This window comes from uncultured Polaribacter sp. (assembly GCF_947501385.1).
Lineage (GTDB): Bacteria > Bacteroidota > Bacteroidia > Flavobacteriales > Flavobacteriaceae > Polaribacter.
In genome coordinates this window covers 67557-75198 of record NZ_CANMVP010000024.1, presented here as the reverse complement: position 1 = coordinate 75198, position 7642 = coordinate 67557, and the positions used below count along the sequence as shown (strand labels likewise).

The window sequence follows — 7642 nt, the reverse complement described above, 5'->3', positions numbered from 1 at the left end:
CTCTTTCTCCTTTTTATTAATATCTATCTAATATAAATACTTTAATCCATATCCTTTTGCAAACATAGGATGACAAAATAATTCAAATTAATTCTCCAACTACTTATTAAAACCTGCTGTGTTAGTAAAATTCTTCGTTATTTTTCTTTACTTCCAATTTGATGAAAAATATTATTTAAAAAAAGCTAAAGATTATTTTTTTAGAACACTATAAAAACTCCTATTTTGTGACTGTAGAAAAATCAAAATCTGTCGAACTGGGATAAATTTCCTTTGAAGCGATTCTTTTTCTATAAAAACGAGACGCTTTTAGTTTGGAAAAAGTTGTATCAAAAAAAATACTCCCGAATGTATCAAGAGTATTTCTAATTTTTTATTTCATAAGAGTGAGATACAAAAAGTGCCTAAGGCACTAGTCTCTGCTACCTAAAATTTTCATTCCCCAATACAATAACATTGCTAGAGAACCTAAAGCAGCCACTAAGTAAGTTCTTGCAGCCCATTTTAATGCATCTGTTGCACCTGCTAATTCTTGTTGAGAAACCATATTTTTATTTTTTAACCAAGCCAAAGCTCTATTACTGGCATCATATTCTACAGGTAAGGTTATAAAGCTAAAAAGTGTTGCAAGTCCCATAAAAATTAATCCTGCAACCGCAATGTAAAAGCCAATTCCGGAGGCGCCAGAAGCAGCTCCTAAAATTAAACCTCCAATAACTAGCCATTGAGAAAATTTAGAAGTAACACTCACCACAGGTACTAATTTAGAACGCATTGTTAAATAACTATAGGCCGTTGCATGCTGTACTGCATGTCCGCATTCATGGGCGGCAACAGCTGCGGCTGCGGCATTTCTTTGGTTGTAAACCCCTTCACTAAGATTCACTGTTTTATTTTTAGGGTTGTAATGATCTGTTAGCATTCCTGGTGTAGAGATTACTTTTACATCAAAAATACCATTATCAGCCAACATTTTTTCTGCAATTTCAGCTCCACTCATTCCGTTTCTAAGTTCAACTTTAGCGTATTTTTTAAATTTACTTTTTAATTTACTACTAACTAGCATACTCACCAAAGAGATGACACCAATTAAAATATAAAATCCGATCATAATTTTTAATGTTTTAAAATTCTATTTCATTTTTGTTTGATAAATTTACAACATAAAGTATTCCGTTTTGTAAAATGGAAAAAAAAATGACAAAATGGCAAACAAACCAACAATCTTAATAATCTATACTGGTGGTACTATTGGTATGGTTAAAGATTATAAAACAAATGCTTTGAAGGCATTTGATTTTAGTAGAATATTAGAGAAAATACCAGAATTAGAGCAGCTAAATTGTGAGATAACAAGTGTTTCATTTGATGTGCCAATAGACTCGTCTAATATGGATACTAAATACTATGTAGATATTGTTGAAATTATAGAAAAGAATTATACTCAATTTGATGGTTTTGTGGTGTTAACAGGTTCAGATACGATGTCTTATACGTCTTCTGCAATCAGTTTTATGATAGAGAATTTACAGAAACCCATTATTTTTACGGGTTCTCAGCTACCGATAGGTCATATAAGAACAGACGCTAAAGAAAATCTAATTACTTCTATAGAAATTGCTTCCGCTAGAAAAGATCAAAGACCAGTTATTTCTGAAGTTTGTTTGTATTTTGAGTATAAATTATACAGAGCGAACAGAACTACAAAAATTAGTGCAGAACATTTTGAAGCTTTTGCATCTATGAATTATCCGGCATTGGCAGAAAGTGGTGTTCATTTAAATTTTAATGAAGCTTTATTGTATAAAACTAAAAATAGAAACAAGAAATTAATAATTCGCAAAAAACTAGTGACAGACATTTTAGTGTTAAAATTATTTCCAGGAATTACTGCTACTGTGGTAAAAGCCATTTTAGGTATTGAAAACTTAAAAGGAATTGTTTTAGAAACTTATGGTTCTGGAAATGCACCAAATGAAGCTTGGTTTTTAAACCTTATAGATGACGCAATACAAAAAGGAATAAAAATTATAAATGTAACACAGTGCTCTGGAGGAAGTGTTATTTTGGGGCATTATGATACGAGTGTTGGTTTAAAAGAAGTTGGTGTTATTGGAGGTGAAGATATTACTACAGAATCTGCTGTGGCTAAATTAATGTATTTGCTAAGTGAAGATTTGTCTGTTGATCATTTTAAAAATTACTTTCAAAAATCTTTACGAGGAGAAATTACAATAAAATAGTTTTTTATTAAAATTACAGAACTATTAAAAAAAACATTATTTTTACGGGAAATAGAGGTAATTTTTTTGAGGGGCAGTAATTTTTTTGTTTCTTGCCACTCTATTTTAAAAAAGATAAAATTGGGAGGGAATTTTATATTTCAATAAAATGGTAAACATTTTGTTTATTTGAGATGAAAATTTATATCTTTAACCCATTAACTATTAAAAACTAATTATAACAAAGATGAAAAAAGTAGTAAATGTCCTATCTGTAACAGGATTAATGTTTTTTGGAGCTATTCAATCAACTTTCGCACAAGAAGCAGCTGAAGAATCAAAAACTTTTCACCAAGAATTAAAACAACGTTTTATTGAAGGTGGCCCAGAATTTATGGGAATTGTATTGGTAGCCTTAATATTAGGTTTAGCCATTGCAATTGAAAGAATTATTTATTTAAACATGGCCACTACAAATACTAAGAAATTAGTAGCAAATGTAGATGATGCTTTAAGTTCTGGTGGTATAGAAGCTGCAAAAGAAGTTTGTAGAAACTCTAAAGGACCTGTTGCATCAATTTTTTATCAAGGTTTAGATAGAATAGACGAAGGTGTAGAAGCTGCAGAAAAAGCAGTAGTTTCTTATGGAGGAGTTCAAATGGGACTTTTAGAGAAGAATGTATCTTGGTTATCTTTATTTATTGCTTTGGCACCAATGCTTGGTTTCATGGGTACGGTAATTGGTATGATTGGAGCATTTGATGCAATTGCTGTGGCAAATGATATTTCTCCAGGAGTTGTAGCAGTAGGTATTAAAGTAGCCTTATTAACAACGGTATTTGGTTTAATTGTAGCAATTATCTTACAGATTTTTTATAATTATATCGTTTCTAAAATCGATAGTATTGTAAATAGTATGGAAGAAGCTTCTATTCAATTGATTGATTTATTAGTAAAGTATAAAAAATAAAAAAAGATGAAAAGCAATAAAATTTTAAGTATTTTAATTGCTGTCATCGCTTTAATTGGTGCATTCCTTTTCATAAGAATTTTTATGGAAGATGCAGAGGCAATTGAAACTGATACAGCACTTCAGAATAAAGTAATTAGTCCAATAATTTATTACTCTACATTTTTGTTTTACGCAGCAGTTGCAATTACTGTTGTATTATCATTGTGGAGTTTGATTAGAAATCCTCAGGATCTTAAAAAGACTTTATTAGGTCTTGGTGTTTTAGGAGTAATTTTAATCATTGCTTATTTTATGGCTGATACAAATGCAGTTGTAGATACACAAGGTGTTGTATTAGAAGGTGGTGATGCAGGCTCTACTATCAATAAATGGGTAGGGACAGGAATTTGGTACAGTCTTATACTCGGTGCCATAGCTTCCTTATTTTTTGTATACGATTTATTAAAAGGATTAGTAAAATCATAAAACTATGGCAAGAAGAGAGAATCCAGAAATTAATGCAGGTTCTATGGCAGATATTGCCTTCTTGCTATTAATTTTCTTTTTAGTAACTACCACGATGAATGTAGATTCGGGTATTTCTAAAAAGTTATCAGAGAAACCACCTGAAGATTACGTTCCACCAATTATCAAAGAAAAAAATATTTTTGAGGTAAACTTAAACTTTAGAAATGAGTTGCAAGTTGAAGGCGAAAGAATGGAGATTGAAGATCTAAAAGATGCTGCAATCGCATTTATAGATAACGGTGGAGGAGAAGGTAAAATTGAAGAAGGTGTTAAAACGGGACCTTGTACCTATTGTAAAGGTGAGCGAAGTGAGAGTTCTTCAGATCATCCTAACAAAGCAATTATTTCTGTACAAAGTGATAGAGGAACAGAATATGGTACGTATTTAAAAGTTCAAAATGAATTGTTAAGAGCGTATACTGTATTGCGTAACAGACTTTCTCAAGAACGTTACGGAATGTCTTTTGATAAGTTAGAAGAAGCTTATAAAGATGATAGGAATAACGAAGCTTTAAAGAAAAAAGTGGAAGATATAAAAACTGCCTATCCTCAGATTATTTCTGATGCAGAACCAACGTCTTCTAATTAATTTAAAAAAACAACAATATGTCTAAATTTAGAAAAAAGAAAAAAGGAATGCCAGCTGTAAATACTGCTTCTTTACCAGACATCGTTTTTATGTTGTTATTTTTCTTTATGGTTACAACAACCATGAGAGAAACTGAATTGCAGGTAGAAAATCCTAGATTGCCTTCTGCAACGGAAGTTAAAAAATTAGAACACAAAAGCTTGGTGAGTACTATATATGTTGGGAAAGCAAAAGATATAAAGTACGGAGACAGCTACAATAGAATTCAATTAAATGATAAGATTGCAACGGCAGATGATGTGCCGGCTTTTATTATTAATGAGAGATCTAAAGTGTCTGAGGCGGAAGTACCTTTTATGACAACCTCTATAAAAGCAGATATTGAATCTAATGTAGGTACCATTACAGATATTAGGTTAAAATTAAGAGATGTAAATGCTCTTAAAATTAGTTACTCTGCTTCAAAAGGTGACGGAAATTAATTTTTAATAGTATTAATTTATAAAGGATAATTCATTATGAATTATCCTTTTTTTTTGCTCTAAATATTAGATTTGTAAAGAATGAAATATTGTATCTTTATATCCCGTTATTAATAGTATGAGAAATAAATTTATTTCATGGTTTTTTTTGATGATTTCTTTGGTTGTTTTTTCACAGAAAGACTCTTTGAAAATTGGCGATAGATATGCAGACGATCAAATATACCTGTCTGTTTCTTTCAGCCAATTTGATAATCAGCCTTCTTCGATAAAAAAAAGTAATTTTTCATATGCTTTATCTGGCGGATTTATAAAAGACATTATTTTAAATAGACAGGGTACAATTTCCTTAGCTGCCGGAGTTGGAATTGGGTATGATTATTTTAATCACGAATTAAAAGTAGATGAAATTAATAATAACACTGTGTTTAGCAACGGCAATGCTATCTCAGAAAACGTTTTTAAAGCCTACAATTTAGAATTTCCTCTAGAGTTCAGATGGAGAACATCTACCGCAAAAGAATATAATTTTTGGCGTGTCTATTCAGGAGTAAAATTTATTTACAACTTAAAGAATACCTTTCAATATGTAGATGCTGATGCAACCGTATTTAAGTATTCAAATGTTACAGATTATAATAAACTGCAATATGGTTTAACGCTTTCTGCAGGATATGATGAATTTAATATAAATATTTTCTACGGATTGTCTCCAATATTTAAAAATGGAACCATGAATGGAGAAGCTGTAGAGACTAAAATTTTAAAATTCGGCTTGATTTTCTATTTCTTATAGAAAATAGTACACAAAAAAAGGAGAAAGAAATCCTAAAAAATAACCTAAATATACCTCTATTGAAGTGTGCGCTTTTAAATGCAATCTTGCATTTGCTAAAACACCAGCTAATAAGATAGTAATAACAACTACAGCAATAAATGGATGTGAATATTTATGACCTAATACCAAATAAAAACCGGTAGAGATTCCTAAAGAAAGCAGATGAATACTTGTTTTTATCTTGAAAATAAATAACAAATAGACAAAAACAAGCCCTAAACAAGTAGCATAAAATAACAAGCCAATATCTTTAATTTCATTAATATTTGCTAAAGTGTTGCCCAAGAGATAGAACAATACAATCATAATTGCAATTGGTATTTTTCTTTCTTTAATGGTTTCCGCGTAAAAATTTTTAATCAGTTTTAATTTCTTAAACAAGATTAAAATCAATAACGGAATTAAATAAGTCGTTACAAAAACCAGACTTATTAAAGTTAATTTTTGTTTGCTTGCATAATTGTTTGGGAGTAATAAGAAATATAAGATAACACCAATAGTAGGAATAACAATAGGATGTAGAACTACAGATATGGTTTTATAAAATTGATTCACTAAATTTCTTTTCTTAATCTTGCCACTGGTAAGTCTAATTGTTCTCTATACTTTGCAATAGTTCTTCTAGCAATTGGATATCCTTTTTCCTTTAAAATTGCCGCTAATTTTTCATCGGTAAGCGGTTTCTTTTTATTTTCTTCAATAATAACGGTTTCTAAAATTTTCTTAATTTCTTTGGTTGAAACATCTTCACCTTGATCATTTTTCATAGATTCAGAAAAGAACTCTTTGATTAATTTGGTACCATAAGGTGTAGATACAAATTTACTATTGGCAACTCTAGAAACTGTAGAAACATCCATGTTAATTTGATCTGCAATGTCTTTTAAGATCATGGGTTTTAACTTGCGCTCATCACCAGATAAAAAATAATCATATTGATAATGCATAATGGTATTCATGGTTACTAAAAGCGTTTGCTGGCGTTGTCTAATGGCATCTATAAACCATTTTGCAGCATCTAGCTTTTGCTTGATAAAAAATACAGCATCTTTCTGAGATTTTGTTTTCACATTCGATTCTTGATATCCTTTTAGCATGTTATTATATTCTCTAGAAATATGCAATTCAGGTGCATTTCTAGAGTTTAATGTCAAATCTAATTCGCCATCAATAATTTTTATTGAAAAATCGGGTACAATTTGTTCTGCAATTTTATTATTCCCCGCATAAGAACTCCCTGGTTTAGGATTTAATTTAGAAATTTCTTTGTTTACTTCTTTCAACTCATCTTCAGAAATATTAAATTTTTCCTGAAGTTTTTTGTAGTGTTTTTTTACAAAATGATCAAAAGCACCTTCTAAAATATCTATAGATAAACTTCTGTATTTTGTTTTTTCTTTCGATTTTAATTGAATGATTAAACATTCTTTTAAATCTCTGGCTCCAACACCTAAAGGATCTAAAGTATGTACCACTTTTTTAAGTACAGCGATTACTTTTTCTTCTGTTGTAAATACATTAGCTGTAAAAGCCAAGTCGTCTACTAAGTCGATAATATCTCTTCTTATATAGCCGCTATCGTCTATACTTCCCACTAAGAACTCTGCAATTGCGCTTTCTTCTTCGTCTAAACGAAATGTATTTAGTTGGTTTTTTAAAGATTGATGAAAACTTGTTCCTGCGGCATAGGGTACATTTTTTTCTTCGTCGTCTGCAGAATAATTGTTTGCTTGCGTTTTGTAGCTTGGTACCTCATCATCACTTAAATATTCGTCTATATTGATGTCTTCAGCTTCAATTTTTTCATTTCCTGTTTCATCATCAAACTCATTCGATAAATCATCATCTATAGATTCAGAATCGTCTTTTCCGGTATCTAAAGCTGGGTTTTCTTCAATCTCTTGTTTTAAACGCTCTTCAAAAGCTTGCGTAGGCAATTGAATCAACTTCATCAACTGAATTTGTTGAGGAGATAATTTTTGTAAGAGCTTGTAATGTAAACTTTGTTTTAGCATATTTTTAAAGATACAA

Annotated in this window: 9 protein-coding genes; 6 read left to right on the top strand and 3 right to left on the bottom strand. The window is 30.4% G+C overall.

Annotated features, from left to right (window positions below; genetic code table 11):
* Positions 1–412 precede the first annotated feature (412 nt).
* A complete protein-coding gene (locus tag Q0998_RS15175; RefSeq protein ID WP_299671290.1) occupies positions 413–1111 on the bottom strand; it encodes a zinc metallopeptidase in 699 nt (232 codons plus the stop codon).
* 94 nt (positions 1112–1205) lie between these two features.
* Between Q0998_RS15175 and Q0998_RS15170 the strand changes: the two genes are divergently transcribed.
* The 6 genes from Q0998_RS15170 to Q0998_RS15145 all read left to right on the top strand — a co-directional run bounded on the left by Q0998_RS15170 (position 1206) and on the right by Q0998_RS15145 (position 5569).
* Positions 1206–2243 (top strand): asparaginase, encoded by a 1038-nt coding sequence (locus Q0998_RS15170; RefSeq protein ID WP_299671288.1) that lies wholly within the window; start codon positions 1206–1208, stop codon positions 2241–2243.
* A gap of 226 nt (positions 2244–2469) precedes the next feature.
* On the top strand, positions 2470–3192 hold the full coding sequence (locus Q0998_RS15165) for a MotA/TolQ/ExbB proton channel family protein (protein ID WP_299671285.1): 723 nt from the start codon (positions 2470–2472) through the stop codon (positions 3190–3192).
* Positions 3193–3198: 6 nt separating this feature from the next.
* Complete coding sequence (locus tag Q0998_RS15160) at positions 3199–3660, top strand: hypothetical protein (RefSeq protein ID WP_299671282.1); 462 nt, start codon at positions 3199–3201, stop codon at positions 3658–3660.
* A 4-nt stretch (positions 3661–3664) separates the two neighbouring features.
* A complete protein-coding gene (locus Q0998_RS15155) occupies positions 3665–4291 on the top strand; it encodes a biopolymer transporter ExbD (RefSeq protein ID WP_299671280.1) in 627 nt (208 codons plus the stop codon).
* Positions 4292–4308: 17 nt separating this feature from the next.
* Positions 4309–4773, top strand: a complete 465-nt coding sequence (locus tag Q0998_RS15150) for a biopolymer transporter ExbD (protein WP_299671277.1) — start codon at positions 4309–4311, stop codon at positions 4771–4773.
* Positions 4774–4891: 118 nt separating this feature from the next.
* A complete protein-coding gene (locus Q0998_RS15145) occupies positions 4892–5569 on the top strand; it encodes a porin family protein (protein ID WP_299671274.1) in 678 nt (225 codons plus the stop codon).
* On the opposite strand, the gene Q0998_RS15140 is transcribed toward Q0998_RS15145, so the two are convergent.
* Together Q0998_RS15140 and rpoN are read right to left on the bottom strand one after the other, a co-directional pair.
* Positions 5564–6166, bottom strand: a complete 603-nt coding sequence (locus Q0998_RS15140; protein WP_299671271.1) for a hypothetical protein — start codon at positions 6164–6166, stop codon at positions 5564–5566. The two genes, Q0998_RS15145 and Q0998_RS15140, sit on opposite strands and share 6 nt — an antisense overlap.
* Positions 6166–7626 carry an RNA polymerase factor sigma-54 gene (gene rpoN / locus Q0998_RS15135; RefSeq protein WP_299671270.1) on the bottom strand — a complete coding sequence of 487 codons (1461 nt, stop codon included), beginning with the start codon at positions 7624–7626 and terminating at the stop codon, positions 6166–6168. The genes Q0998_RS15140 and rpoN overlap by 1 nt, the downstream gene beginning before the upstream one ends.
* Between the last annotated feature and the right edge of the window lie 16 nt (positions 7627–7642).